Source organism: Alicyclobacillus pomorum DSM 14955 (assembly GCF_000472905.1).
GTDB lineage: Bacteria > Bacillota > Bacilli > Alicyclobacillales > Alicyclobacillaceae > Alicyclobacillus_A > Alicyclobacillus_A pomorum.
This window is the reverse complement of the sequence record NZ_AXAR01000006.1, coordinates 182,366-208,743: the sequence shown is the minus strand read 5'-3', so window position 1 is coordinate 208,743 and position 26,378 is coordinate 182,366. Positions and strand designations below refer to the sequence as shown.

General features: G+C 51.1%; 25 protein-coding genes. 10 read left to right on the top strand and 15 right to left on the bottom strand.

Translation table 11 applies throughout. From position 1 onward, the window contains the following. Nucleotides 1-184, bottom strand: a 184-nt coding sequence (locus tag YWK_RS0108530) for a transposase (RefSeq protein ID WP_026964460.1), incomplete at its 3' end; no start/stop codon positions are given. 97 nt (nt 185-281) lie between these two features. Continuing rightward, on the bottom strand, nt 282-485 hold the full coding sequence (locus YWK_RS0108525; protein ID WP_026964459.1) for a hypothetical protein: 204 nt from the start codon (nt 483-485) through the stop codon (nt 282-284). 403 nt (nt 486-888) lie between these two features. Here YWK_RS0108525 and YWK_RS0108515 point away from each other — a divergent pair, with 403 nt between their 5' ends. Further along, nucleotides 889-1,608 (top strand): DUF421 domain-containing protein, encoded by a 720-nt coding sequence (locus YWK_RS0108515; RefSeq protein WP_026964458.1) that lies wholly within the window; start codon nt 889-891, stop codon nt 1,606-1,608. 182 nt (nt 1,609-1,790) lie between these two features. Continuing rightward, entirely contained in the window at nt 1,791-2,348 is a 558-nt protein-coding gene (locus tag YWK_RS0108510; RefSeq protein ID WP_026964457.1) for an NADPH-dependent FMN reductase, read from the top strand. A gap of 148 nt (nt 2,349-2,496) precedes the next feature. Here YWK_RS0108510 and YWK_RS0108505 read toward each other — a convergent pair whose 3' ends face one another. Beyond that, nucleotides 2,497-4,341, bottom strand: coding sequence for an LTA synthase family protein (locus YWK_RS0108505; protein WP_169727156.1), 1,845 nt, complete (start codon nt 4,339-4,341; stop codon nt 2,497-2,499). Between the two features lie 229 nt (nt 4,342-4,570). Here YWK_RS0108505 and YWK_RS19030 point away from each other — a divergent pair, with 229 nt between their 5' ends. The 3 genes from YWK_RS19030 to YWK_RS0108485 all read left to right on the top strand — a co-directional run bounded on the left by YWK_RS19030 (nt 4,571) and on the right by YWK_RS0108485 (nt 7,683). Continuing rightward, entirely contained in the window at nt 4,571-4,906 is a 336-nt protein-coding gene (locus YWK_RS19030; RefSeq protein WP_051375378.1) for a DUF3889 domain-containing protein, read from the top strand. A 276-nt stretch (nt 4,907-5,182) separates the two neighbouring features. Further along, on the top strand, nt 5,183-5,557 hold the full coding sequence (locus YWK_RS0108495; RefSeq protein WP_026964455.1) for a DUF5684 domain-containing protein: 375 nt from the start codon (nt 5,183-5,185) through the stop codon (nt 5,555-5,557). A 371-nt stretch (nt 5,558-5,928) separates the two neighbouring features. Continuing rightward, the gene (locus YWK_RS0108485) at nt 5,929-7,683 is read left to right on the top strand and encodes an ABC transporter ATP-binding protein (RefSeq protein ID WP_026964454.1); all 1,755 of its coding nucleotides are present in this window, start codon (nt 5,929-5,931) and stop codon (nt 7,681-7,683) included. Between the two features lie 113 nt (nt 7,684-7,796). On the opposite strand, the gene YWK_RS19025 is transcribed toward YWK_RS0108485, so the two are convergent. Both YWK_RS19025 and YWK_RS0108475 read right to left on the bottom strand, forming a co-directional pair. Next, nucleotides 7,797-8,975: a geranylgeranyl reductase family protein gene (locus tag YWK_RS19025; protein ID WP_051375377.1), complete on the bottom strand. Its 1,179-nt coding sequence runs from the start codon at nt 8,973-8,975 to the stop codon at nt 7,797-7,799. A 178-nt stretch (nt 8,976-9,153) separates the two neighbouring features. After that, a complete protein-coding gene (locus YWK_RS0108475) occupies nt 9,154-10,512 on the bottom strand; it encodes a short-chain fatty acid transporter (RefSeq protein WP_211231389.1) in 1,359 nt (452 codons plus the stop codon). Nucleotides 10,513-10,928: 416 nt separating this feature from the next. On the opposite strand from YWK_RS0108475, the gene YWK_RS0108470 reads away from it, so the two are divergent. The 3 genes from YWK_RS0108470 (at nt 10,929) to YWK_RS0108460 (ending at nt 13,604) form a co-directional block, all read left to right on the top strand. Beyond that, nucleotides 10,929-12,128 (top strand): thiolase family protein, encoded by a 1,200-nt coding sequence (locus YWK_RS0108470; RefSeq protein WP_026964452.1) that lies wholly within the window; start codon nt 10,929-10,931, stop codon nt 12,126-12,128. 288 nt (nt 12,129-12,416) lie between these two features. Next, complete coding sequence (locus YWK_RS0108465; RefSeq protein ID WP_026964451.1) at nt 12,417-12,806, top strand: DoxX family protein; 390 nt, start codon at nt 12,417-12,419, stop codon at nt 12,804-12,806. 21 nt (nt 12,807-12,827) lie between these two features. Then, nucleotides 12,828-13,604: a dioxygenase family protein gene (locus YWK_RS0108460; protein ID WP_026964450.1), complete on the top strand. Its 777-nt coding sequence runs from the start codon at nt 12,828-12,830 to the stop codon at nt 13,602-13,604. A gap of 93 nt (nt 13,605-13,697) precedes the next feature. On the opposite strand, the gene YWK_RS19020 is transcribed toward YWK_RS0108460, so the two are convergent. Beyond that, on the bottom strand, nt 13,698-14,906 hold the full coding sequence (locus YWK_RS19020) for a styrene monooxygenase/indole monooxygenase family protein (RefSeq protein WP_051375376.1): 1,209 nt from the start codon (nt 14,904-14,906) through the stop codon (nt 13,698-13,700). A gap of 99 nt (nt 14,907-15,005) precedes the next feature. Next, the gene (locus YWK_RS19015) at nt 15,006-17,384 is read right to left on the bottom strand and encodes a GNAT family N-acetyltransferase (RefSeq protein ID WP_051375375.1); all 2,379 of its coding nucleotides are present in this window, start codon (nt 17,382-17,384) and stop codon (nt 15,006-15,008) included. Nucleotides 17,385-17,579: 195 nt separating this feature from the next. Between YWK_RS19015 and YWK_RS0108445 the strand changes: the two genes are divergently transcribed. Continuing rightward, nucleotides 17,580-18,317 carry an NAD-dependent protein deacylase gene (locus YWK_RS0108445; RefSeq protein ID WP_026964449.1) on the top strand — a complete coding sequence of 246 codons (738 nt, stop codon included), beginning with the start codon at nt 17,580-17,582 and terminating at the stop codon, nt 18,315-18,317. Here YWK_RS0108445 and YWK_RS0108440 read toward each other — a convergent pair. From YWK_RS0108440 to YWK_RS19010, 8 genes are all read right to left on the bottom strand, one after another. Beyond that, the gene (locus YWK_RS0108440; RefSeq protein ID WP_026964448.1) at nt 18,314-19,171 is read right to left on the bottom strand and encodes a GNAT family N-acetyltransferase; all 858 of its coding nucleotides are present in this window, start codon (nt 19,169-19,171) and stop codon (nt 18,314-18,316) included. The genes YWK_RS0108445 and YWK_RS0108440 overlap by 4 nt on opposite strands. A gap of 103 nt (nt 19,172-19,274) precedes the next feature. Continuing rightward, nucleotides 19,275-19,427: a hypothetical protein gene (locus tag YWK_RS21845; RefSeq protein WP_156909085.1), complete on the bottom strand. Its 153-nt coding sequence runs from the start codon at nt 19,425-19,427 to the stop codon at nt 19,275-19,277. A 76-nt stretch (nt 19,428-19,503) separates the two neighbouring features. Beyond that, a complete protein-coding gene (gene rfbC, locus YWK_RS0108430) occupies nt 19,504-20,055 on the bottom strand; it encodes a dTDP-4-dehydrorhamnose 3,5-epimerase (protein WP_026964447.1) in 552 nt (183 codons plus the stop codon). A 4-nt stretch (nt 20,056-20,059) separates the two neighbouring features. After that, nucleotides 20,060-20,917: a dTDP-4-dehydrorhamnose reductase gene (rfbD, locus tag YWK_RS0108425; RefSeq protein ID WP_026964446.1), complete on the bottom strand. Its 858-nt coding sequence runs from the start codon at nt 20,915-20,917 to the stop codon at nt 20,060-20,062. Continuing rightward, nucleotides 20,914-21,936, bottom strand: a complete 1,023-nt coding sequence (gene rfbB, locus YWK_RS0108420; protein ID WP_026964445.1) for a dTDP-glucose 4,6-dehydratase — start codon at nt 21,934-21,936, stop codon at nt 20,914-20,916. Before rfbB ends, rfbD begins: the two co-directional genes overlap by 4 nt. Nucleotides 21,937-22,008: 72 nt before the next feature. Beyond that, nucleotides 22,009-23,073: a glucose-1-phosphate thymidylyltransferase gene (locus YWK_RS0108415; protein WP_026964444.1), complete on the bottom strand. Its 1,065-nt coding sequence runs from the start codon at nt 23,071-23,073 to the stop codon at nt 22,009-22,011. Between the two features lie 178 nt (nt 23,074-23,251). Next, on the bottom strand, nt 23,252-23,974 hold the full coding sequence (locus YWK_RS0108405; RefSeq protein WP_026964443.1) for a glycosyltransferase family 2 protein: 723 nt from the start codon (nt 23,972-23,974) through the stop codon (nt 23,252-23,254). Between the two features lie 50 nt (nt 23,975-24,024). After that, nucleotides 24,025-24,720 (bottom strand): glycosyltransferase family 2 protein, encoded by a 696-nt coding sequence (locus tag YWK_RS19010; protein ID WP_051375374.1) that lies wholly within the window; start codon nt 24,718-24,720, stop codon nt 24,025-24,027. Between the two features lie 580 nt (nt 24,721-25,300). On the opposite strand from YWK_RS19010, the gene YWK_RS0108395 reads away from it, so the two are divergent. Then, on the top strand, nt 25,301-26,365 hold the full coding sequence (locus tag YWK_RS0108395) for a mannose-1-phosphate guanylyltransferase (protein ID WP_026964442.1): 1,065 nt from the start codon (nt 25,301-25,303) through the stop codon (nt 26,363-26,365). The last annotated feature ends 13 nt before the right edge of the window (nt 26,366-26,378 follow it).

Genomic DNA, 26,378 nt, shown 5'->3' with positions numbered 1-26,378 from the left:
AGGTACCATTGCGATAGCCCTGGCGTTCTTCGGTTCTCTCGTATGGAGCGGCTTGAATCTGCTCCGCGACTTGAGCTTGCAAGATCTGGTTCAAAACCTGTTCAAGAAGTCGGGCTACACCCCCGTCTTGTTGAAAGAGCCCGTGCAAAAGCGCGTCATCTAGGTTAATCTGATAAAGAGCCATTGTTCGTTCTCCTCCTCGTGAATGGGTTTGGCCAAATTCCATTCTACCGAAGAGGGACGAAATGGCTCATTTTGCTACTTACGACACCGAGCCTTTTTTACACAATGATATGTACTTCACTCTTGGCGTACTGCGACCATCCACCTAGGTATACGCTGTCAATTGTGTTTGCACCGTTGTACGTCACATTCCCTGTGGCGTACAAGTATGCCACCAGTCCGTCGTAATCGTCAGATGCGTCTAAGTTGGACAGGTATTCATCGACTGAGATTACGTTTTCCTCTGGGGTGTAATCGACCATGTTGTTATCCGTCCACATATTCCATGTCGTACCATTTTCCCAGCTAGATTGGATATACAGGTCATTCAAGATCTGCATCACGTACCAAATGGCATAAACGTCGTTGCTTTGTGTGAGGCTGGATCTACGGCCACAATGCCATTCACACGTTTGACGAGTTTTCCGTTTACATAAATTCCAAGCGTCCCGGTCCCAACCTTGATATCGCTGAAGTCCGGTTGCATCCACTTAGGCGTCGTGGATTCTTCCTCCATCAAGAGTGATAACGAGAGATGAGGCGGTTCACGATAGCGGCGTATTCCTCCGATGCGTTCATCCTCGTCAACGTGAATTCAAATACAATTTTTCATGGTCGGTGGGCACAATAAGCCTGATGAATTCGTTTGAACATGAGGTCGAAACCATGGAATTGGACTTTGTAGATATCATCCTTCGAACAGCATTGGCCTTTGTTCTCATGTTGGCTGCTGTTCGTCTGTTGGGAAAACAGATGATTGCGCGAATGACTTACTTTAACTTCGTAGCCAACATTACACTGGGTTCTTTGACAGGTGCCATCGTTCTAGATCATAATGTTAGCCTTGGTGACCTGATTCTCGGAATCGCCATATTTACCCTCATTACTTTCCTCGCATCGTTTATTTCGCTGAAAAATCGGCTGATCAGTAAATGGATTGCCGGGCATTCCATCGAATTGATTCGCGACGGAAAAATTCTCGAAGGTGAATTGGAAAAATCTCAATTGAAATTGGAATCATTAATACAGCAACTCCGTTTACGAAATATTTTTGAAATCGATACCATACAACAAGCGTTTTTGGAGACAAATGGAAAGCTAAGTATTCTTTTGAAACCCGAAGCTCGCCCCTTAACTTTAGGTGACTTTCAGAAAGGTAAGGTCCAGAAGGAACGTCTCCCGGTTGAGTTGATCATTGATGGCAGTGTGATTGAGGAAAATCTTGTCCATGGCAACGTGAAACGAAGTTGGTTGATGTCAGAACTAGAACGACGTGGAGTGGTTGACACGAAGGACGTCGCATACGCGGTCCTCACCTCGAAAAACAAGTTGTATGTCGATAAGTACGAAGATCAATTGGAGAAAACCCATGACACAACTGTTTGACAAATGACCAGGTCAAATGAGCGTGGGCACATGACAAAGAATATCTGGCGTGGCACCAACGATGAGAAACAGCAAGCTTTCGTGATATTCTCCGCTGATTTGGCGTTGCCCTTTGCATTTTTGCAAAGGAGATGGAAATCTTATGTGCTATTCTAAGCGTAAAACAAGGGGAGGACATGGATATGAACCAATCACTGAAGGTCATAGGGATTTGTGGCAGTCTTCGGCAACATTCTTACAATAAACTGTTGCTCCAAGCGGCGGGTAAGTTACTTGCAGATCAGGTTCAGTTTTCAATCGCTGACATTTCCGGCATTCCGTTATTTAATCAGGATAACGAAGACCCACTGCCGGAGGTCGTGGCGAACTTAAAAAGTGCAATAGAATCTGCCGATGCGTTGGTTATCAGCACACCGGAATATAATTTTTCGATTCCAGGTGTATTGAAAAATGCAATCGATTGGCTGACACGTCCGGCAGGACAAAACTCTCTAAACGGAAAACCAGTTGCGACGATTGGGGCAACCATCGGCGGGTTTGGTACGGTGGAGGCACAACTTCACCTGCGTCAGGTTCTGTCTGTTCTGAACATGTACGTAGTGAATCAACCGATGGTACTGGTGGCTCAGGCACATACGAAATTTGATGATGAAGGAAACCTAACTGACCAGATGGCGCAAGACTTGTTGAAACAATTAATGACGAATTTGGTGAATTGGACTCAACAGCTTAAAAAATAATCGGCGTCGATAGTCATCCTTTGGGAAATGGCAATCAGCCCGCTCCACGTACACTGTGGTGCGGGCTGATCTGTGCATTGAGGGGTCACATGATATTCAATGTTATGCAGGTCACCTTGCGACCTTTGGTGGGAAACACAATCCGTATCTATTGCCTATCCGGCAAATGTTCCAGGTAGACGCTGGACATGGCTTCAAGTTTCGCGATGTCTTCTGACCTTTTCTCGATATCCGGCGTTGTGGGCACCATGTTTCGAGTGTCAACGTCCACAGCAATTTTGGTCGTCGGGTTATACAACACGTGATTGTCCTCGAACGTACCATCAGGTTCATAGTAGCGGAAACCTAACAGGTTGTACGACTGATTCAGAACGTCTTCCCCGAAGTGAATTTGGTTGAGTTTGATCCCCAGAAGGTTGGCCACCGTGGGCAGCGTGTCAATTTCACCACCGGGCATGTCAATCACTTGATGTTTCATCCCGGGTACGTGCATGATACCTGCGATGTTGTACATGTCAACAATATCTTCCGGGTGACCCACTGCCGACGTGAATGCGCTCTGTTCCGCCGGGTTTTTCTGATACCATTGGTCGGTAAACGGGAAATGGTCACCGTAGATGACAACGACCGAGTTGTTCCACAAGCCGTCCTTTTTGAGATTGTCGATGAAACGGCCCAGCGCTGCGTCCGCATAGTGTGCGGCGCTGAGGAACTTGCCGACTTCGGTTCCCTTTACGGCGTTCGTCATCGGCAAGGTTTGATACTTCGCCGGAAGGTCGAACGGCTCGTGAGACGATAGTGTAACCATGAAGGCGTAGAACGGTTGCCCCTTTTTTTGCTGTTGCTGAAACAACGGCAGACTCTTTTTGAACAACACGTCGTCCGAAGCCGCGTACGAGATTTGGTCCTCCGTTCCGAAATACTTCATATCGTAATAGGTTTGGAAGCCAAGGGACGGATACACGACATAGCGGTTGTAGAACTTGATGTCATTAGTGTGAAGTGCCATCGTCTTGTAGCCCGCCTTGTTTAATAACTTCGGCAAGCTAGGAAAGTTCTTGGTAGGGTCTGCCTGAAACAAACTTCCTTCTTCCAAGGGATACAACGACGTATTTGTAATGATTTCCGCGTCGGACGTGTGTCCCTGCCCAATTTCCGTGGTCCAATTCCTGAAGTACAGTTCACTTTTGGCCAATGAGTTTAGCGTGGGGGTCACTTCGACTCCGCCCACTTTGGCACCGATGACAAAGTTCGGGATAGACTCCATCTGAATGATGATCAGATTTTTACCCTTGGCAATCCCAAAATACTTGGGATGTGCGGGCTCAGATATCCCCTTTAACCTGTCAATGCTCGCTTGTGTGATTTGACGTGGGTTAATATCGGACTGCTTTTGGCTTTCGTAGACCTGAAACGCTTCTGCATTCAGAATCCCTGCGTCGTCCGCGAAGGCCGTCACATCGTTCGCATACTCATACCCTCGAGCCATGTTGATTAAGGACAACGCAATGCCCGCGACAGCGACGATACACATCTTCTTGCGGGATATCTGCAAGTTTCGGATGCCGTATTTACGCAAGACGGCCAGCACGAGAATCACTGGAAGGTCCAGGAATAGGACGAGGTACCAGGGGTGAAACAGCATCCCCATGGTTCCGCTATCCGTAACGGACCCGAGCATGCGAATTTCCGTGAGTGCGTGATACGTGTAGATTCGAGAAAACGCGTTAAAGTACATCACCAATGAAAACAAGAACGCTGAACATAGCGCGTTGTAAATGAAGTAGACAACGCCCACCCAGCGATTGCGGCCAAACAGCAGTTCAATCAGTGATGAGAGCAACAAAATGCCGCCTGCTTCCACGAAAACGTCACGTACCAAATTCGCGTCATCGAACAACAGATAGCGAATGAGCGCGAATTTTACGATTAACAAGGTGGAGATGACGACAAAATGATTGGTCCAGCGTTTGACGCCGATGTTCATTTTCATGTAGATCACCAATTTCACATGATACGTAGGCAATCTCGCATGATCAATGAACTCCACATAATCTACATATTCCATTCTGTTCCAGATGAATGTGGAGCAGTGGCGAATGAATCTGTGAGAGACACGCATCCTCTTGTCCCGATGTCATCAAACCCTGTTTCCCGATAGCATGAAGCACGATGCAGGTGTGAATAATACCTTCGACAATATAGCAATAGGAGGTTATCCGGTGCTCACATTCCTTCTGGCTACGTTTTTTGGCATCTGGGGCACTCCAGTCGTTCACCACGCACAGCCCACCCTGGCCCATGTGTCAGAACGGGTGCAGCCCTATATGAAGTGGGGAAGGTACGCATTGGCACAAGCACAAAAACGTTATCCCCATGATGCCATTGTGGATTACCTGCACGTAGGACGTACGACGTATTCACCGACTTACGTGAAAGAGACCTTTAAGTTTTGGGTAAAAGACGGAAAAAGAGAGTTTGGCGTTTTTGTCAAGGTATATTTTGATCCGCACACGGACCACGTATCCCAGGTTTTATTCTGCGAAACAGATCACTAATCGAATCTACTTCAGGCGTGGGGACATCGGGTTGTTCATCGACTGGCTGTCCCCCTTTTTTACTCTGTTTTACTCCTCTTGCGGCACTTCGCGTCTCGCCGTCTCTCGCCCTGAATGTTTGGAGTGCTGTCCAATCGTGTTGTGGCCGCCGATTATCACACCATCGGTCACTCATTGTGATGAAAATATTCAGATAATTAGACGTGAACCCATTGCTATTCACAGAAAGTTCATTTAAAATTAACAAAAAAGTCACACAATCGAGGAGGTACCGACATGGGACTGTTTGTCAGCCTAAGCATTGCGCTGTACATGTTTATGTCCTATACGTACTCGTGTGTGTATGAAAAGGCCGGCGTGAACAATATGTTTCTGGCGTTTTTTCCGATTTTACAACTGCTTCCGTTATACAAAATCATCGGTAAGAGCCCGTGGAACGTGTTGTGGGTGTTTGTACCTGTAGTAAATCTGGGATTCATCGTGTACTGGACCATTCTGTTCTTTCAGGCGTTCAAAATGAGTCCATGGTGGACGCTATTTGTCTTCTTCACACCGTTTTGGTTTCTCATCATCATCTATATGGCGTATTCGCTCAATGTCGTTCACAAATCTGCGCGGACGGTTCCGGCGGTCGGTGCGGCGACACTGTGAGAACGTCATGTAGGAAAGAGCTTTCAGACTGGACCATATGCCACGCGAAGGAGCAAATCGACGGACGGATGACGGGTTGAACGGACGATAGAGGAACATTGTTTGAGGGAGCAGGGCGCATCGCAACCTGCTCCCTTATTTTTATCGAGCCATGAAATGTTGTGTGGAATCTCACTTGTTCATATTCAGTTCATAAACGGATTGTATGGTTTCCACGGATGAGAAAGGATGTGGAAACCAAATGGCGAAGAGCAAACCGAGTCCATCCAGACCGTTCGCACACGCGGTGCGGATACCAGAATGAACGTTGAAGCGAAGGCGGATGGGGACGCAGTCCTAGTACAGAACACAGTTCATAGCGAGGGTTAGATATGGCAGTGAAAAGCGTACGGAGAGCAGGCAACTGGCGTCAGTTTATGCGCCTGATTCAGCAAACCAAACCGTCCAAGCTGATGCTTGGCATCGCCATGACTATGAGCGTATTGACAACGGTGGTGGGTCTGCTCATTCCGTTGTTCACCAAGTCGCTTGTGAATGGATTCTCGCTCGCTTCCATCAGCCCCCTCCAAATCGTAGTGTTTGCAGGTGTATTGCTCGGGCAGGCGGTCTCCAACGGGGTGTCCATCTACCTGTTGAATCGCGTGGGGCAGGGTATTGTGGCTGCTTTGCGGGATCGATTGTGGAAAAAATTGCTCGTGCTGCCGGTGCCGTACTACGACGGACACCGCACGGGGGAAACCGTGAGCCGCATGACGAATGACACTGCGGTGGTCAAGGCGCTCATCACCGAGCACCTGCCGCAGTTTTGCACAGGCGTGATCTCTGTCGTCGGCGCGGTGAGCATTTTGTTGTATATGGATTGGAAAATGACACTGATTATGCTCCTCGCGGTGCCAGCCGGTCTCGCCATTCTCATCCCGTTGGGGCGCCAGATGTTTAAGATCTCGAAAGGGCTCCAAGACGAGACGGCGCACTTTACCGCCTTCCTCACGCAAGTGTTGTCCGAAGTGCGATTGGTGAAAGCTTCCAATGCCGAGGCGGTGGAGTACGGGAAGGGACACGAGAAAATCCGCAACTTGTTTCGCTACGGACTGAGGGAAGCCAGAGTGTCGGCTTTGGTTGGGCCGCTGATGTTCCTGGTGCTGATGGCCATCCTCGTGGTCATCATCGGTTACGGCGGCGTGGAAGTGTCGTCTGGGGCACTGTCCGCCGGAGACTTGGTGGCGTTCATTTTGTACCTGTTTCAAATCGTGATGCCGATGACTGCGTTCACCAATTTTTTCACACAGCTGCAGAAAGCCATCGGGGCGACGGAGCGGATGATTGCGACGCTTGAACAATCGGAAGAAGACACCACGGTGGGCCGGAGGCTAAAAAACGCGAACTTGCCCATCTTCGTAGAACACGTGACGTTTGCCTACAAACCGGGAGAGAACGTCTTGAAGGACGTGAGCCTAACCATCGAACCTGGAAAAGTGACCGCCATTGTCGGGCCGAGCGGCAGCGGGAAAACCACGCTGTTTTCCCTGTTGGAACGGTTTTATCTCCCGGATTCAGGCATGATTCGGATGGGGACAACGCCGATTGAGGAATTCTCCCTGCAGTCGTGGCGGAGCCAGATTGGCTACGTTTCGCAAGAAAGCCCACTCTTCGCGGGAACGATTCGCGAAAACATCTGCTACGGCATCGACAGAGACGTTACGGATGAAGACATCGAGCGCGTGCTGGACATGGCGTACGCAGCGGAATTTATCCATCGACTGCCGGAGGGCGTGGATACAGAAGTCGGAGAGCGAGGCGTCAAACTGTCCGGTGGACAACGACAGCGCATCGCCATCGCTCGCGCGCTGCTGCGCAATCCACAAATTCTCATGCTCGACGAGGCGACCTCCAGCCTCGATAGCCAATCGGAGCGAAGTGTCCAAGAGGCGCTCAAAAACCTGATGAAAGGGAGAACGACACTTGTCATTGCTCACCGCCTCTCCACGGTGGTGGATGCGGATGCCATTGTATTTATCGAAAAAGGCGTGATTACGGGACGGGGAACCCACGAGGGGCTGGTCCGGAGCCACCCCGTCTACCGTGAATTCGCACGACAGCAGCTGCAGATGCAAAAGGAGGCGTAGGTCTCGCATGCCGACAATCCGGATTGTCGACGACCATCCGCACATCCGCGAACTGGGTCTTACCTTTGTCAAAAAATCAGGGGGCTGTTCAGGACTCGCTCTGCCAGAGCGCATTACGGCTTTCCCATCATTCGCACCGCGAGCCCCGAAATGGCTTTCATCATGAAGTTGCTACTGCGATACTTGTTGTAAAAGTCCTGGAACGACGATTCGCCGGCAATGACGCGAAACGCATGATGAACAATGCCAGGATGCGCGATGAACACCTTGTGAATCTGTTTTGGCATAGCGTGGAAGATTTTCGACGCGCGCCGAAACAGGCGCATTTCGAGCAGGATTTCCTGTTCAATCCGCCGCTGGTATTCGCCAAACGGATGGTCTTCATTGTCACGGGCTGCTTGCAGCAACACATCCGCGAGAATGTTGGCGCTCCGCAGGGCGTAGAAGATGCCTTCACCCATGAGCGGATCCACCAGGCCCGCTGCGTCGCCAATCAGCGCGGCCCTGCCTCTGGCGATTGTGTTGTCGGAGCCGCCGACGGACAGAAAGAACCCCTTTTCGCTCAAAAACTCGCCGTGAATCTGTTCGCGTGCGAGGTATTCCATCAGCTTTTCCTGAAGAAACCTGCCGTCTCGCGTGCCTAATCCAATGCCCACTGACAAATGATCTCGCTTTGGAAACACCCAGGCGTATCCCTCGTCAATGAAGCCGTAATCAATGGCGACCGTCCCTCTGAATCGTTCCAGCAGCGCGTCGTCCACTTTCATTTCGTATTCGAGCGCCAGGATTTTCTCTTTGTTCGTCATGAGCCCGAGATGCTTCGCTGTGGGACTGTTCACCCCGTCTGCTCCTACCACATAACGGCCGCGGTAGACGTCCGACTGCGTCTGCACCGATACTTCAGTGTCGCAACACTCCACCTTTGTCACGTGACTCGCTGGACGGAAGTCGACACCCGCATCTATTGCAGCCTGGAGGAGCAGCATGTCGAATTCATCGCGCATGACCATATAGATAAACGGCGTGTCCTTCGTGAACGTGTGATGGAGCTGGCCGTTGCAGCACAACTCCATGGCGGAAATCTTATCGTGGATGACTGGACTGACGTCGATGTCCAGTTGCTTGGCAGCGCGAAGCGTGAGCCCTCCACCGCACACTTTGTAGCGGGGAAAGGTAGACTTGTCCAAAAGGAGAACTTTCAGTCCCTGTTGCGACAACTTTCTTCCCAATGTGCTTCCGCTCGGGCCTGCGCCCACAATGATGACGTCATATGTATCCGAGAAGTTCGTCATACTTTCCTCTCCTACGATTCACGCTGGTTCCTGTCATTCTGTTGGGATTCTCCATGTAGCATTGATTGTATACCAAACAGAGATGTGAACGAAATGGAGAGGCCGCCAAGTGGCGTCGAGATGAAATAGTAAACCCGAGGCATCACGTGTCGTGCACCTCGGGTCTTTGCAGTACCGATTAAATGGCGGGTATCAGGAGCAGTGCAGCACCGAAGATGAGGATGCCTGCAATCAGCACGATGACACAGTACCCCATCACATCGCGAATGCTGAGACGCGCGATGGCAAGCAGTGGGAGGACCCAGAACGGTTGCACCATGTTTGCCACTTCTTCCCCCATTGCCACAGCCATGGACACTTTTCCGAGGTACGCGGCTGAGTTGGAGAATTGTGTGGCAGCCTGGATGGCAATCGGACCTTGAACCGTCCAGTGACCGCCCCCTGACGGAACAAACAGGGTGATGATGAGCGACCCAATAAAGTTCATAAACGGCAGGGTATACTGTGTGGATCCGTGAACGAGCGCGAGCGCCAACATGGTTGCCAACGACTCCTGGCCTTTCGCGGGAGAGAACGTCATGAGCGCCATCAACCCACCGTACAGTGGATACTGAAGAATCAGTGGACCGGAAGCCTTTGCTGCGTTGTTAAACGCCTGAATGAAACGGATGGGTGTCCAGTGCAACAGCATTCCGACCACTGTGAACAACATGATGACGGAACTTAAATTCACCGTGGCGTGCATGACAAAGAAGAACTCATATAGGCCGAAGAAGGCAAATAACACGTTCACAATCCAGGCGTTTTCCAGCCGCGTTGCCAGTGTTTTGTGCACCGGAACCTCTGGTAACACAGGGTCCTCCAGGGCTTCCGGATTGATGTCCGTGGTCTCCGTTGGCGAAATCCACTTGAGAATGAACGGGACGACAATCAAAATCAGCAGGACGGGAACCCAGTTGTAAGGTTCATAAATTGTCTTTGCCAGTGGCACGAGTTGATGCGTCTGCGCATAGATGATGTTGACGACAGGATCTTTTCCCGTGTCCACCAGCGCAATCGAACTGGACAAACCGGACGCCCAAGTAATGAATCCCATGTAGGCGGCAGCGACCAGAAATCCGAAATTCACCTTTTGCAGGCGCTTCGCCACTTGCTTGGCCAACAGTGTACCAATGACGAGCCCCAGTCCCCAGTTGAGGATGGAGGCAATGCCGCCAACCAGAAAGATGAGAATGGCGGCCTGTGTTTGATTCTTCGGCTTTCCCGCCAGCCACACGAGTCCGCGGCGAATCGGCGGAGACTCTGCCAATGTGTAGCCGGTGACGAGAATTAAAATCATCTGCAGGGCAAATGTGAAAATGCCGCCGCCCCAGACACCGGTGAACCATTTGTTGACCAGACCGTTAAACGTTGTACCTTTTACGAAAATGAAGTCAAGAATGATGACGATGCCCGTCAGGACTGCAACAAACAGGAACGGGTCTGGCATGAATCTCTGGGTGTACCGCACAAATACGTTGGTCAGCCCGCGCAACAAGGAAAATCCTCCAATCGAAATGAATGTAGTCAACGTTTTCATTTGGTGTTTGAACACAGACCAAAAAGCCAAGCGCACCTCATCATCGCGAACCACCTCGACACCGTTTGACATGTCGAGCCTATACGGATGACAGATCGCTTGACTTTCGCTGCTTTTCCAGATGCGCTGGGGCACCTCTGGGGCAACAAAAGAACAATCCGTCCGCTGCCCAAAACCCTTTATGAAAACGCTTTACAGTAGAGTTGCTTCAATATTATCGGAGATCTATGGATTCATGCAATATCTATTTTGAAAAAAGCGATATTCGAGAGTATTCTTGATACGAGGGCTTGGCTTTTTGTGTGAACCTCGCAGAAGATGATAGCTCGTGCAAGGATATGATCTGAAATAGGAATCAACAAGGGGAGATCTGGATGGCGAGAAACGTTTGGTTGGTGGAGTACGTTCGGACGCCGATTGGCCGACAGGGTGGCGCATTGAAGCGGGTCCGTCCGGATGACTTAGGTGCTCTGGTCATTGGCGAGGTTGTTCGGCGTGCAGGGGTAGATCCGGGGCTGGTGGAAGAAGTCTTTATGGGTTGTGCGAATCAGGCAGGAGAAGATAACCGCAATGTGGCGCGCATGTCGCTGTTGCTCGCCGGCTTGCCCGAACATGTTCCGGGCGTCACTGTGAACCGATTGTGTGCGTCTGGCTTGGAAGCGGTTACACAAGCAGCGCGGGCCATTGCGCTGGGCGAGATGGATGTTGCGGTGGCCGGAGGCGTGGAGAGCATGACGCGCGCTCCACTCGTGCTGCCAAAGCCAGAGGTGGAATATGTACGCGGCAACCAAACCATGTGGGACACGACACTCGGCTGGCGCATGGCCAATCCGAACTTCCCTTATCCGCTGGAGAGTATGGGTGAGACCGCCGAAAACGTCGCTGAACAGTTCAAGATATCGCGTGAAGATCAAGATGCATTCGCTTTGGACAGCCAACGGAAAGCGGCGGCAGCGAAGGACAAGGGGATCTTCGCCGAAGAAATCGTCCCTGTGACGGTTCGGGACAAGAAAAGTGAAACGGTCGTGACTGAAGACGAGCATCTGCGTCCGCAGACGACGCTCGAATCTCTAGCGAAGCTGCGTCCAGCATTCCGAGAGGGCGGATCGGTCACAGCCGGGAATTCCTCGGGTATCAACGATGGTGCGGCAGCGCTCTTACTCGTCTCTGAAGAAAAGGGACGGGAACTGGGATTGAAGCCGTTGGCGCGTTACGTCGTGTCCGCTTCTGCAGGGGTCAGTCCGCGCATCATGGGTATTGGGCCAGTGTACGCGACGAGAAAAGCGTTGAAACTGGCGGGATTGCAAATATCCGACCTGGATTGGGTGGAGCTGAACGAAGCGTTCGCATCCCAGTCGCTCGCTTGCGTTCGGGAACTTGGAATTGATCCGCCGAAGGTAAACCCAAATGGTGGGGCCATCGCACTCGGACACCCACTGGGTTGCTCGGGCGCTCGCATCGTCGGTACACTGGCGCGGCAACTGCAACGCACCAACGCACGCTACGGCTTGGCAACGCTCTGCGTAGGCGTCGGCCAAGGTCTGGCGACCATCATTGAACGAGTTGAGGCGTAACGTTTTCATCACGGGCGTCTTGAGGTCTAGAACACCGTTTGAGTCCTAAAAAGGCCGTTCCATTGATAGGCTCACAAAGACAATCCAGGAGCAGCGCACATGTGCTGCTCCTTTTCTTGTTATTCCACCTGCTGATGCGTCCAATGATTAAACGTTGTCTATGACGCGTCCAACAAAACTAACCATTGCATAGGTATTGACAAATAGTAAGTGGCTATAGTATGGTAATACTCGTGAGTTGAACTTACAAATCTTAAGTAAATCATAAGAGGTGGAAGGTGAACATCGATGAATGTTGGTTTGTTGCTCATTCGTCTCGTTGTCGGTCTCACATTTGCAGGACATGGCGCGCAGAAGATGTTTGGTTGGTTTGGGGGACACGGTCTTAAGGGAACCGCGGGATGGCTCGAATCCATAGGGATCAAGCCTGGCATGTTGATGGCGTTCTTGGCCGCGTTGTCAGAAATCGTCGGTGGGCTTCTGTTTGCTGCCGGATTGTGGCTTCCGATTGCCGCTGCACTGATTGTGTTGACCATGTTGGTCGCAATTTTTACGGTTCATGGGAAGAATGGTTACTGGGTGACACAGAATGGTTTTGAATACAACCTGATTCTCATTGCGGTGGCGATTGGCGTTGCACTTGTGGGGCCAGGTGCGTATTCCATCCATCTAGGGTAATCGAAGGGATGGTGAGTGCAGATGATTCCGTCGTTCTTCATTGCCCACGGGGCGCCGCTTCTTGCCATAGAGGACAATGAGTATACGCAGTTTTTGGGTCAATTGGGTCAAACCTTGCCGCAGCCCAAAGCCGTGGTATTGTTTTCTGCCCACTGGGAGTCTGCGACTCAGAAGGTCAGCGAAATCGACGAGTATCAGACCATCCATGATTTTGGTGGGTTTCCGGACGCCCTGTATCAAATTCAATATCCAGCAAAGGGCAGTCAGACGATTGCGCACGACATTGAGGAATTATTTAGGAAATACGAGATACCTTTCGAAGTTGAAACGAATCGAGGATTGGATCACGGGGCTTGGGTTGTGCTGCGGTTGTTGTACCCGAATGCCGACATTCCCGTCGTTGCGATGTCGGTCAATCCACGTCTTCAACCCGAAGACCAGTACAGCATCGGAAAGGCTTTGTCTGCGTTACGGGAAAAAGACGTGCTCATCATCGGCAGTGGCGGTACGGTTCACAATTTGCGCGCCTTAGAATGGCGGGAAAATGTCGTTCACGAATGGGCGCTTGGTTTCGACGAGTGGTTGGAACGGCACTTGAAGACTTGGGATTTGGATGCACTGTTCAAGTATGAATCCACAGCGCCCAACGCAAGGCTCGCAGTGCCCGCTTATGGCAATGAGCATTTCATTCCGATTTTCTATGCCATGGGCGCGGCGGATGATGCACGCAAGGCCACCTTATTGCATCGCAGCTATCGCTACGGTAGCCTCAGCCACAGTGTGTGGCAGTTTGGTTGAGCCACAAAAATCACAGCACTGATGAATGCCGTCATTCGACGACACCCCCAGAGAGCGATTCACAGGGGGGTGTCGTTCATTTCGAGGGCGTTTTTACTTTTCGCCCCACGTGTTTTGATGCATGTCATTTTCGTGGAAAAAATCATTGTACGCGGAGGAAGGAATGCGAAACCAGTTGGCAATGCGCCTTGCAACGGCGGGATTTTCACTGCCTTTCATGATCATATCTAGGATGGGCTTCGGCAATGGCTGCATCATCGCGTGACTCCAACCGACCACGTGTCTTACATAAGGTTTCGTCGTGTCCCAATATCTTTGAAACGTCGATTCGTCCCATGTTGAATCGATATCTTCCATTAATGCAAAAAAGAGTGCTTCGGTCATGTAAGAGCATGTGTTGTCTCCTTGTCCGGTAATCGGATCATTTAAAACCACACTGTCTCCGCAACCAACGACCCATTTACCATTCACTGTACAGTAAGGAGTATGTACTTTCGGCCGAATCGCGACACGCAAGTAGGCGAGCTCGTCACACAAACGGAACTGTGACACATTGATTCTCTCACGTATTTCTGGAAAAAAAGATTCTGTCAGGTTCAATATGATGGAGCAGAAATCATGGGCATTTTGGGTTTTATCAAAGACATCCAGCTTTCTCCCAGGAATCGCCTCAACAAATAATATCGTTACGGGTCCGCGTTCGGTCAGCGCTGGAATTTCAAACAGTTCACCTTCTCCAGGAATGATATGAGCGATGATGCCTATGGGTTCTGCAGTTTTCACGCCGAGGAAGTATCCAACGTTGCACTTGCGAAGTGGGGACGAAAGTGGCGACAGGGAGGAATCTAGCGGAAATGGAGCCACGGGACCGGCACGCCCGGTGCAATCTACAACTAAATCAAACTGCTCAACCAGTCGCGAAAGGTCATCGAAAGACACCTTGTCGTAAACAAAGCGTACCCCTTGTCGTTCCAGATGGTGCATACACTTAGAGAAGTACAAGCGCTGATCCACGGAGTAAGCCGGTTTATCCAGCGGACCGGCAAAGAGCGTATGTCCGCCGACGGAAACATGAACCGCATGTAGTTCTTGTGCATTCGGCCATTCTGGCATGTGATAACGATGCTCTCTGGCGATGGTCGATGAAAAATGAACCTGAGTCGAGCGAATTCTTCCTGAACGGACTTCTTCACTCGATTGAGGAGTAAAGATGGTCACATCGTATCGTCGCTCGCTGAGCAATTCGTAGGTCAAGTGAATGCCTGTTGTGCCACATCCCAAGATAGCGATTCTTTTCTTCATGTCGGGGTCCCCCTGTTCCGCCGCCCCTGGCGGACGTCAAATGCAAGACATGACGATTGTATTCAGGAATTTGCATCCCAACACCATCGCGATTCACGTTCATTCCTCATCGGCCACATGAATCGCAATCTGTTCAAAGTGATATCCGGCGCCGCCAATTTTCACACAGGGCAGGGTCACCTCAGTGATTTCCGGGACCTCTTCCACCAGCAGGGACAGCCGTAACAACAGGTCTGTCAAACCCGTCAATTCTGGATCCGCCTTTACGCGGAACCATTCCGCGACGTGCTCCACGGCGCCCGACGCGTCGACGTTGGTGAGGGGTGTGATCCGCAGTACCGATTGGAGAGGGAGCGTATCGTCATCAGCCATCCCTTCAAAGTAACGGGCTACTCGCATGACCGGGCCAAAGAGGGGATCCGGTGTGATGTCAATCCGTACTTTCGCACGCACCTCCGGTGCCGCCAGTTCTGTATTTTCCACGCCCATGGCCACCAGTACGTCGTCACATACCTCTGCAGGGAGCGGACCCCCAGTCAAGAACTTGCGAACGATGGCTCGCGCGTGTTCGGCGTCCGCACCCGCCAAGTCTGGAATGTGTCCGCGGTCTCTGGCGAGGTAGTCTGCGTAGGCGTTCACCTTAGCCAGCGCGCGGACGGCCTGTTCAGGAAACGGGTAGACCGGAATCCGCTGAGTCTTGGTGTGAATGTAGTGCACGAGATAGTCTCCGGTGGTCAGGAAGTTGGCGACAATCGGCTTGTGCTCAATGCCCTCGCTCGCTACTTCGTCCACAGCTTCGGCAATCGCAGTGACGATGGCGTCCTGGTCTGAGACACCGACGGGCACATACAAAACCACCACCGTGTCTACGGTGTCGTCTCGCAAGACTTGCGGGAGGACTTCACGGTAGCCTTCGGCCAGCGCGTTGAAGCCAAGGTCAATCACGGGGTGCACGAAATTCAGGTGCTCCTTCAGCAGTGCGTCGGCGGTGATGACAGCACCCCCCGCGGAGTTGGTCACAATCGCGACGCGGCGTCCGCGCGGCAACGGTTGGTTGGCCAGCAATGCGGCCACGTCGAACATCTCCTGCAAGGTGTCGAGGCGAATGACGCCGGTCTGTTGAAACAGCGCGTCTACCACGCCCTCGGAGGCGGAGGACGGCATCATTGCCGTGCCCGAGATGCTGCGGGTCAGTGGCGACTGCGCACCTTTTACCACCAGGATGGGCTTCTTCCGCGTGATGCGCCGAGCCAGTCTCGAGAACTTGCGCGGGTTGCCGAACGATTCGATGTACAAGGCTATCAAGCGGGTGGCGGGATCGTCTTCCCAGTATTGAATCAGGTCGTTGCTGGAGACGTCCGCCTTGTTGCCCATGCTCACAAAGTGCGTCACGCCAACGCCAATGCGGCTGGCGTACTCGAGGATGGCAATGCCAAGCGCACCAGATTGGCTGGCGATGGACAGCCCCTGTGTGGATGGAATGTGACTGGCAAAACTCGCATTCAGCTGCACATCCGACACCGTGTTGACAAGACCGAGGGAGTTGGGACCGATTAAGCGGCAGCCACCGTGGCGCAGGCGGCGCACCACCTCCTGTTGCAGCTGTGCGCCTTCGGCACCGCGCTCGGCGAAACCGGCGCTGAGAATCATCACGGCGCCTACCTGCGCTTCCACGCACTGGTCGACCACATCCAGCACTTCCGACGCAGGCACCACGATGACGGCCAAGTCGATGGGCTCGGGCAGGTCCTTGAGCGTGGCGTAGGCGCGGACCGACGCCACGGTCTGTGCACTCGGGTTGATGGGGTACACGGTACCTTGGAAGCCGCCGTTCAGGATGTTGCGGAAGACCAGGTGGCCGAGTCCGTGCGGATCGCGCGAGGCACCAATCACCGCCACAGATTTCGGAGTAAAGAACGGCGTCAGCGATGCCTGTGTGGCCAACTTCTCGCGGCTCGCTCGCAGAGAGCGGACGCGATCCGTGTGCGTCAACGGGAGGACGAGGTGCATGTTGCCGGTTTCGCTGGTTTGGCGCAGCTCGTAGCCGCTCGAGCGGAAGACCTGCAGCATCTTGTAATTTCCGTCGATGACGAACGCTTCAAACTGCTTGAATCCGTAGTGCCACGCTTCCTGGGCGAGGTGTTCCAGGAGCAGGGTGCCAAACCCCTTGCCGTGCAGTTCGTCGTCGACGAGGAACGCCACTTCCGCGGTATCCTCGCTCACCCTGACGTACGTACCAATCCCGAGCGCCTTGTCTCCGGCCAAGCACAGCAAAGACAACTGATCTTTTCCGTTTCCGCCGAGCATGTCATCAATCACGGAATCACTCACTTCGCGGACGGTGTGGAAAAACCGAAAGTACAAACTATCCGCGGAGGCTCGGTTGAAGAGCGCTTTGACCAGCGCATGATCTTCCGCGTCCTTCTTCGCTCGCCGCAACTCCGCCACTTTGCCGTCCCGCAAGATGATCCGCGTCATTCTCCATCCCCCTGTACACCGGTGTTTCTGCTGCGTACATTGTACCGCGAGGAGGGGGCGCTCGTCGAAAGTATCTGACAAAAATGCTGCGTGGTGTGGTATGGTTTCATTAGGTTTCTCTTTACTCAATCGATTTGAAAATTTCGCTAGATTGGTTCGGCGGGCGTGAGGAGAACAGCTATGACAGCGCAATCCATGTCGGTTTTCCAGAAATTGATTGAAAACGCTTCAAACATCGTCGTCCTGACGGGGGCTGGGATGAGCACGGAATCCGGGATTCCCGACTTTCGCTCAGACGCAGGCGTATGGCAGGACGAAGCGTTGGTGCATGCGATGTCGGATTCGTATCTGCGACGCTTTCCACAAGCGTTTTGGCCGAAGTTTAAACAGGTGTTCATGCGCCCGGAGTATTTAAGGGCGGAGCCCAACGCCGGTCATCGCGCACTTGCGGCGTTAGAACGCATGGGCAAGCAAGTGGCGGTGTTCACGCAGAACGTGGATGGACTGCACCAGCTCGCCGGAAGCACCACCGTGTTTGAACTGCACGGCAGCGTCCGCAAGGCTGAGTGTCCTGCTTGCATGCAAAGTTACGGCTTGGACGACATTCTCGCACAAGAGGTGCCAACCTGCCGTTGGGAGAACGCGAAAGGGGGCGAGTGCAGAGCCGTCTTACACCCGGACACCGTGCTCTTCGGACAGCAGGTCCGACATTTGGAGCGCGCCATCTTAGCTGCCGCGAGGTGTGATTTGTTCCTCGTGCTCGGCACGTCGTTAATGGTGGATCCCGTGGCCGAATTGCCGAACTACGCGCGCGCAGCGGGGGTGCCCATTGCGGTTGTAAACCTAGAAGAAACCTACATTGATGGGCATGCTGAAGTGGTCATCCGGGGCAAAATCGGCGAGGTTCTGCCGCAGGTGTTCCCAGTGTTCTAGCCGAGCGCCGGATCAGCAATCCCGAACAGTTGCTCGCGTTGGCCCGGCAACCGGTCTCCGTGGATCATCATCACGGGTGAAACCATCGTCTCCTGGAACCCGTGCTCCTTGAGCAGTGCCATAAACCACGTTTGTTCGCCTGGTACATCGATTCGTACGATTCCATCCCAGGACGACGCCAGGGCCTCCACAAGTCCCCTGGCCACATCAGGGCTCGTGGCCATTAGGGGATCCACGGCGAGTACGTTGTGTTTGCGGAGAGCCAGGCCAAAGCCCTGCAGATCACCACATGTGTCACGAATCTTGAACGCACGGTCGATGTTTTGCAACAGTATCCGGTACACATCCTTACGGTTTGCTCCAATCACAATTTCGTCCAGCAGAGTCAGGTCTTCCAAATCATTGACAATAACCGGTAGAATGTCTTTAGCTTCGATAGGGTGCACATCGTTCTCAGTCTGGATTCGCTCGAACCGGTGTATCTGACCCATCGTTTGAAAGCCCAATCTTTTGTATAATGGGTATCCCTCCGCAGTCGCAACGAGCGTGACCGGAGAGCCCGTCTGCGCGGCCACATCCAGACACTGTTGTACGGCCTGTTTACCGAGGCCCTTTCCGCGATGATTGGGGTCTACCATGACAATGCCTAAAGAAGAGAGTTTCTGTCCGTATTGAAACAATGCAGCGCTGGATACGAGTTCATCTTCCAGCCAATGTCCAACCCAAGTCCCCTTGACGCTCAGGAACATGTTGACCTGCTCGGACGTGAAGTTCCATCCAATGCGTTGCGTGAGCTGTTGCAAAAGATGGGCATGCTCCTTGTTGATACTGCCCATGCACAAACTACGCGACATGTCCGTTTTCCCTCCATGTACGAACGCGAGCGGTCACCGCCGTATACTTATGACTCTTGAATGATTGTACATGGCAGAGGAAAATTTGTGTAAAAATTGTGCATCAATCCAGGTTGTTCAAATGCTCGTTGAGCAGTTCTGTGATGGGATCTGATGGTTTTCGTTCCTGGTATCCACCCCTCACGTGAATGTCCCATGAACTCGTCTGCTCCAATCCGCTCCGTTCATCGGCAAACGGGGATCTCTCCTGCGTCATCGGTGACCGCTTCCTTTCTAAGAGGAATAATCTCATACATACGTGGTAAGAAGCCTCTCATGCATGACCCATTAATTTAGAATTCTCCGCGTTGTAGCCATTCAGAGAAGGATGGAAGAAGTGAATCTTTCTTTGAAAGAATCTTGTCTCCGGGCGGCCAGTCGATTCCGAGTTTAGGATCTGACCAGAGAATACCGGCATCGTGCTGGGGCGAATAAGGTGCGTCAACCTTATAGAACACCTCTGTGTTCTCAACCAATGTGCAAAAGCCGTGCGCAAAACCGTTCGGCACAAACAGGAGATACCGATTGTCGCTCGAAACGTGATAACCGTACCATTGTCCAAATGTGGAGGAGTCGGGACGGATATCGACAACGACATCATAAATGGCTCCGCGCAGCACACGCACCAATTTTGCCTGCTCAAACGGTGGCAACTGAAAGTGTAAGCCTCGCAAGGTTCCCGCTTGCTTTGAGAGAGAATGATTGTCCTGAACGGGATGAAACGAAATACCAAGCTGATGAAATGTAGATTGGCTATAACTCTCAATGAAAAAACCGCGGTCGTCGCTGTGTACGACAGGCTCAAGTAACTTCACACCATTCAAACATTCGTCAATGACTTTCATGTGGTCACTCCCCCTTGATAGACTGGAAATACGCTGTCAAGGCAGCGTTCCAAGACCGGAGTGGTTGAAATCCCCGTTCTATGAGCTTTTTTGAACTGAGAACAGAGTAGGTTGGTCGAGGAGCCGGTCGAGGGAATTCAGAGGTATGGACAGGGACCACAGGCTTGTCAATCTGGGCATTCCGGAAAATTTCTTTTGCAAACTCGTACCATGTGGTCCATCCAGTATTAGAAACGTGATAGGTCCCATAGGCTTCCGTTCGAACCAATTGTAGTAGGCAGCGGGCGAGATCGAATGTCCAGGTCGGTGATCCGGTTTGATCTTTCACCACTCGCACGCTTTCGATATCCGGGTTGTTCCCCAGGCGCAACATCGTGTGAACAAAATTGGATCCGTATGCACTGTATAACCACGATGTTCGCACGATGAAGTGTTTGAGGCAGATTTGACGGACGTACGTCTCGCCGAGTGCTTTCGAATGACCATATACGGTCATTGGATTCGTGCGGTCGTCTTCCTCATACGGTCGGTTGCTTTTCCCATCAAATACGTAGTCCGTACTGATGTGACACAGCTTGCAATCGAAATCACGAGCCGCTTCAGCAAGGTATTGTGAACCGAGTGCATTCACTTGAAATGCGGCTTCTCTATCTGTCTCGGCCTGGTCTACCTTTGTATAAGCAGATGCATTGAGGATGACATCGGGTTTTATGTCTGCAACTGTGCGAATGACGTGATCTCGGTTCGAAATATCAAGTTCATGGCGAGACAGCGGACATAGTGCAACGTCACTCTGTCCCGCACAGATATGGATCATTTCCTTTCCAAGCTGTCCTCCAGCTCCAGTTAATAGTAGCTTCATAGCTGACCATCCAATCTCTCACCATATTGAACGGCCAGATATGATCGATACTCACCAGTGAGAACTCGTTTCCACCAGGCATCGTGATGCAGGTACCACTGAACCGTGTCGGCTAACCCTTTCTCAAAACCAATGGACGGAGTCCAACCGAGGTCACGCTTGAGTTTACTAGCATCCATCGCGTAGCGCCGATCGTGCCCTGGTCGATCCTTCACAAAATGGATTAAATCATCTGGTTGGTTGAGCTCGTGTAGGATTTGCTTGACGACATCTATATTTGTCCATTCATTATTGCAACCAATGTTATATATTTCACCGGCAACTCCATGATGGATGACCAGGTCGATGGCGCGGCAGTGATCGTCCACATGTAACCAGTCACGAATCTGTAGCCCATCTCCGTACACGGGGATGGACTGGCCGTTCATCGCCCGGATAATGGTTAATGGAATGAGCTTTTCCGGAAATTGATACGGTCCGTAGTTATTGGAGCACCGCGTGATGTTTACTGGTAGCCCAAACGTCTCATGATAAGCACGGACCAACAGATCCGCACTCGCTTTACTCGCTGAGTAGGGACTATTCGGTTGTAGTGGCGTATCCTCCGTAAAATTCCCAGTTTGTCCGAGGGTCCCATATACTTCGTCGGTCGAAATTTGTACAAATTTCTGAACCCCATACCTTCTGGCATATTCGAGAAGGCATTGTGTCCCCACAACGTTGGTGTGGACAAACACACCGGGATTTAGGATACTCTTATCTACGTGGGACTCGGCAGCAAAATGAACGACCACGTCAACGCGGCTTTGAAAGGCTGTTTCGACATCCGCTGGATTGGTAATATCACCAAAAATCACACGATAGTTGGGGTGGTTTTCCACATCCGATAGGGACTCTAAATTTCCGGCGTATGTCGGCTTATCTAAATTCACAACGACGTAATCCGGATATGTTTGTAGGATGTGGCGGATAAAGTTACTTCCAATGAAACCGGCTCCACCCGTTACAAGCAGTTTCAATGACGACACTCCCTCCGTTTCCGCGATGGCTTTCCACTGGCTACGAATCGTGTTATCTGTGCGTGGTGATGCCTAACGAACCTCGGCTCGGCTCTGGTCTCCTAACACAAGTCGAATCGTCCGAGGTCTCGCCTCGGAAGCAGTGATTGACGCGTTTTTACCAATCAAACTACCGTCGATGCGGGTTTCAATGTCGCGAATGACAGTGTTCTCGAGTACGATACTGTTTTCGATTTCGCTGTTTAGGACTTGCACATTTGGACATATCGAGGTATAAGGGCCTACATAGGCGTTTTCAATTCTTGCACCTTGACCAATGATTGCAGGTCCTCTGATGACACTATTGACGATGGTTGCTCCAATCTCCACCTGAACGCGGCCAGCGACACTCGATTGGTCGTCCAGACTCCCTTGAATGGTTGCGGGAATCCTTTCCAATATCACCCGGTTGGCATCCAGTATATCCTCCGGCTTTCCTATGTCCTTCCACCAACCATCTACCGTTCGATAGTCGACATCAAGTCCATCATCCATCAGCTGCTGAATTGCATCCGTAATTTCCAACTCGCCTCTCCAGGAGGGCTGGATTTTCTTTATAGAATCAAAAATGTGGTGATCGAATACATACACGCCAACGAGTGCGAGGTTGCTCGGTGGGTTTTTTGGTTTTTCAACCAGCCCAACTAAACGCCCCTCAGACAGTACTGCAACGCCAAATCTCTGCGGTTCCAGTACTTCACTGAGTAATACCAGCGCATTACATCGGTGATTTTCAAAGTCCTTTACAAACGGCCTCACGTCATCCTGAATCATATTGTCACCCAGGAACATCAGGAATGGCTCAGTTCCGATAAACGGCTCCGCGAGTTGCACTGCATGAGCCAAGCCGCGTGGGGCATCTTGCTGAATGTAAGTGATGTGGACACCCCACTGGCTCCCATCCCCCACCATGGAGCGCACTTCATCGCCAGTTGCGCCAAGCACAATACCAATATCTCTGATGCCTGCGTCACGAATCGATTCTATGGCATAAAACAAAATCGGCTTATTCGCTACAGGAATGAGTTGTTTTGCACCCGTAAATGTGAGGGGACGTAAACGCGATCCGCTCCCTCCGCTCAACAGTAGTGCCTTCATAGCGGCCTCCTTCTATCCGTCAACCGTCCAGACGATACGTTTCTGCCCGTTTCCAACATATTCAGGGACCAGGAGGGTGGAATGGATAGGTGCCGATTTCCTGAATAAATTGGTACTGGAGACAAGGGATAAATGGAGGCGGGGGAGGGCTTTAGACCAAGCGGGACAACCGATGGGCTCACAGTGAGCGCTTAGGGATATCGCGTCCAAACCGTTTAGCACCTTCTATTTGAACTCTACGAATAAGCGATGGATCCGTGTATTGGCTCATGTTTCCACCATGCCAGCGGTATTTGAGCAGTGCTTGAGGAACGGATTCGAAGTTACAACGAGTAAGTAGTCGTAGCCACATGTCATAATCCTCACCATTGTAACGATAGGTGTCATCAAAAAGTCCTACTTGTGAAAACAACTCACGCTTCACCATCACAGTCGAACACACAATCAAATTTGACCGCAGCAAAGCCTTGATACACGCTTCCCTAGTAAAGAAGTTAACGGGAATATAGGTATACCAGGTTTCCCACCCCGTATCGGTTTTTCGTTCAACCATTGCGCCGGTATGCACGAGTCCTACATCAGGTCTGTTCCGGAAAACCGCAAGTTGGAGCTCGACTTTGTTCGGAAGGAACAGGTCATCACAGTCCAAGATACACACATAATCTCCTGTTGCTTTGTTGATCCCGGTATTTCTCGCGGCGACGACACCGGCATTCATTTGTCGAATCACTTCAATTCTGTCCCCGTACGTTTCAAGTACATTTCTTGTACCATCCGTGGAACCATCATCGACGACGATGATTTGAGTGTGAGGGCACGATTGGTTCATTACACTTTCAATGGTTTCTCCGATGAACTGTTCATGGTTGTGGACCGGAATGATTACACTCACAGTTTCCATTCCAGGTCATCCCTTCCTTTTACATTTTATGCAAACTCGACTTATTTACCTTAATTTTCAAAACCACCCTCCCAGGGATCCACACTATGAGAAAGCTTGACCTGTACACTATCGTGATGTAAACGATGTTCATCAGTAATGAAATTTACGGGATGAAAATCCCAATGTTCAGCCAACAGGGTAAAGAAAACTGCATCTGCCGAGCCCCAGTGTGCCGGGTGATCATCCCAACGTGGTACTACTTCAAAACAACTTCGACGGTGCATAATAGAATTGTGATCTATTAAAGAAGCCGGCGAACGCGTAACACCCACTAAAGGCCGTACTTGTTGTGCTGTAATCCGACCTTGTTTTACAGTGATGACTCGTTGCGCTCCATAAACGACAAAAATATCAGGTCGTCTCTCGAAGATATCGACCATTTTTTGGAATCGTTCTGGGTAATAGATATCATCATCGGTTAGATAGGAAACCAAATCGCCCGTTAATTTCGGATTCGCGAGGTTAATGCAAGTAGCATATCGGGTCGTTTTTGCCCGCTCTTCGTGCGTTACACCGGAATGTATCACTGTACATCTTGGCTCGTAAGCCACGATGGCATTTAACACAGCCTTCGTTTCGTCATTGGAGTTATCATCGACGATGAAAAGTTCCCAATCAGAGTAAGTTTGTGCTCGAACGCTAGCTACAGCTTTAACGACCTGCCTTGGACGATTATAGCTTGTTAAAATGACACTTACCTTCACAGCCATACCTCCGTGGATTGGATGTCGTAGCATATGCTGCCGCACGTTTGGCAACTTACTTACAATTTGTTTTCCTCATGATTACAGTTTACGCCATAAAAATTTCTTCTCAAGGCGCTACGAATCCGACATGAGACTCACTAAATGTATCTTATTCTTGGTGTACGGAGATGACACAGACAGGTGACTTGGTCTCCACACCAGCACGTCACACCTGCCCCTGTAGACCGCGGGTTATTAACGTAATTTCGCTACTCACTTCTCGCGCATTCCATTCCTTTTCGTGTAAGTTCAGATGATGCACCTCGGTCCGTCTATTTTCCTAATACAGGATTCCAAAGCAGGCTTATAACATGGTTTATTCCATAAAACACCTTCCCGTTTACGAAATCCTCGTTCGGTATTCATCGATGGGACATCCGCCGAATCACCGGACATGATCAAAACGTATTGTGTGGAATCCAAAGCTTGGATAGTACTGTTTGGAAGCCATGCTGCGGTGTTGTAGTCCCGGACTCAAAACGGCCTTTACTATCCTAAGTCGGGGTCACTGCGCAACCATCATAGGGGGTGATAATAGATGTCCGACAGAATCCATGTGTTGTTGATGGCTGGAGGCAAAGGAACACGTTTGTGGCCAAAGAGCCGTGTGTCTACTCCAAAGCAATTCATATCGTTTCAACATCAAAGGTCGTTAATACAACAAAGCGTAGAACGACTCAGAGGCCATCCTGGTTTCGAAGATCTGTACGTTGTCGCCCCCGACGAGTACTTGGGGATGATCAAGAAACAGGTTCCAGATATTTATCCAGATCATACCATTGTAGAGCCAACTGCTCAAAGTACAACAGCATGCTTGGGTTACTCATTACTGTACCTCGAGACAATGGGTGCACAGGACGAGGACATCGTAATTGTCCTCCCTGCTGATTCCTTCGTAAGCGACGATCATGCCTTTCGTGAATGTTTGAGAGACGCTGTTCGTACTGCCCGTTTGACCGACGGTATTGTACTGGTGGGAGTGCAGCCGTCCTACCCGGCCACAGCATACGGATATGTCATGGTGGCAGACGAAGACGAGTCTAGGTACAGACGAGTGCAAGCATTTGTCGAAAAGCCTGATCAGGCCAAGGCGTTGGAGTATTTCTCCAACGGTCGATACTACTGGAACGCGGGTATTTTCGCCTGGAAAATTTCTACCGTGTGGCAGTTATTTAGGCGTCACGCGCCGGAATTTTTCGAGACTCTCATTCATCTACGACAATGTATGGATTCTGGTGATCAACAGCGAGTTCGTGACATTTATACCAAGCTTCCCAAAGTTACTTTTGAATATTCACTTGTGGAGAAAGCTTCTGATCTATACATGATTCCAGCTCGCTTTCGTTGGGCGGATCTAGGGAATTGGACCGAAGTCTTCAAACACTTTCCACCAGATGTCAGTCTTCCAAACCGTGTTTTTGAGTTGGAGACATCCAATTGTTTTGTAGAGTCCGAGCGTGATCTGGTCTCGTTATTTGGAGTTCATGATCTTATAGTGATTGACACAAAAGATGTTCTATTTGTCTGTCATCGAGATAAGGTTCATGACTTAAAACACTTTCTGAGCACGATGGAACGTGAAGGTTTTCACAGTTTCTTGTGAGGGGAGACATGTA